Origin of the sequence: Bacillus sp. 7894-2 (genome assembly GCF_002272225.1) — a bacterium.
Lineage (GTDB): Bacteria > Bacillota > Bacilli > Bacillales > Cytobacillaceae > Cytobacillus.
This window is the reverse complement of record NZ_NPDG01000165.1, coordinates 1-1,448: the sequence shown is the minus strand read 5'-3', so window position 1 is coordinate 1,448 and position 1,448 is coordinate 1. Positions and strand designations below refer to the sequence as shown.

Annotated in this window: 1 protein-coding gene; it reads right to left on the bottom strand. The window is 40.0% G+C overall.

Annotated elements, in window-relative coordinates; translation table 11 throughout:
* Nucleotides 1–34 precede the first annotated feature (34 nt).
* A protein-coding gene (locus CHI10_RS21955; RefSeq protein ID WP_095246261.1) for an IS3 family transposase occupies nt 35–1,395 on the bottom strand; the annotation gives its coding sequence in 2 pieces (ribosomal slippage) (nt 35–939 and nt 939–1,395; 1,362 coding nt in all).
* Nucleotides 1,396–1,448 lie beyond the last annotated feature (53 nt).

The window sequence follows — 1,448 nt, the reverse complement described above, 5'->3', positions numbered from 1 at the left end:
TGAAGTGACCCCAAAAAGTTAGACAGTTATTTCATTAGGCAGCTAGGTGGGCATGAGTCCGGTATTCTATCGGACTCATGCCTTTTAATTTTGCCTTAATTCGTTTGTGATTATAGTAATTCATGTATTTTACCAACTCTTGCTTAAAATGTTCGATGCTTTCAAACTCGTTGTAATAGAGAAACTCCGATTTCAATATGCCAAAGAAACTCTCTATCACTGCATTATCATAACAGTTTCCTTTGCGGGACATACTTTGTGTGATATTGTGCTTCTTTAACGTGTGCCGAAACTGCTTCATCTGATAATGCCAGCCTTGGTCTGAATGAATAAGCAACTCGTCTTCCTCCGTTAATCGTTCAAGTGATTTTTCCAGCATACCTGAGACCAGTGAGTACGTTGGCCTGGAGTCAATCGTATATGCGATAATCTCGCCGTTAAATAAATCGAGCATTGGAGATAAATAGAGTTTTTCCCCAAATAATTTAAATTCCGTTATATCGGTTACCCATTTCTCATTTGGCTTTTTCGCCTCAAAATTACGGTCTAAAATATTGGGGGCAGTCTTCCCAACTTCCCCTTTATAGGTTTGATATTTCTTCATTTTAACCAGACACTTTAACCCTAATTCGCTCATGATTCGCTGTACTTTTTTATGATTAATGATATGCCCGCGATTAACTAGCTCATCCTTAATACGACGATACCCATACCGTCCTTGGTGCTCGTCATAAATCCCTTGGATAAGTGTCTTAAACATGGCATCTTTATCTGGCTTATCTAATTGCTTAACCCAATAGTAATAGGTGCTGCGCGGTATCCCTGCCAATATTAAAAGTGCTTTCACCGGGAATTCCTGCCTCAGTTCATAGACTACTTGCGCTTTGTCTTGTTTGGTGATTTTACCTTGCTTTGAACTAAGGCCTTCAACTTTTTTAAGTAAGCATTCTCCATCCGTAGTCGTTCAACTTCAGCTTGTAGTGCTTCAACGGAACCTTCTGCAGGTAATTGTTTCTTCGTTTCGTTATTGGTTTTCTTTTCCATCAGTGGACGCCCCTTTTTCTTTGGATTGAGGGCGTCTACCCCTTCCGTTTCATACTGTTTTTCCCACTGTAATAGAGAAGAGGGTGCTGGAATATTAAAGATCGCAGCTGTTTCACGGCGAGACGTCCCATGTTCGTTCATATATTGAAGTACCTCTAGTTTATCTTCTGCCGTATAAGTTGTATAGCGTTTTTCAAATGCCTTTTCTCCGTGGTATTGGTACTGTCTAATCCAATTCATAAATACGCCTGGCGTAACACCAATAGCTCTCGCTATGGGTTTATGTCCCTCGATACCTTCAAGATATTTCTTTACGGCCTGTATTTTCTCTTGTACTGTAAATTTCGCCATAAAAAAACTGCACCTCCAATTGTTAGATGTGTCTAACAAATGGGGTGCAGTTC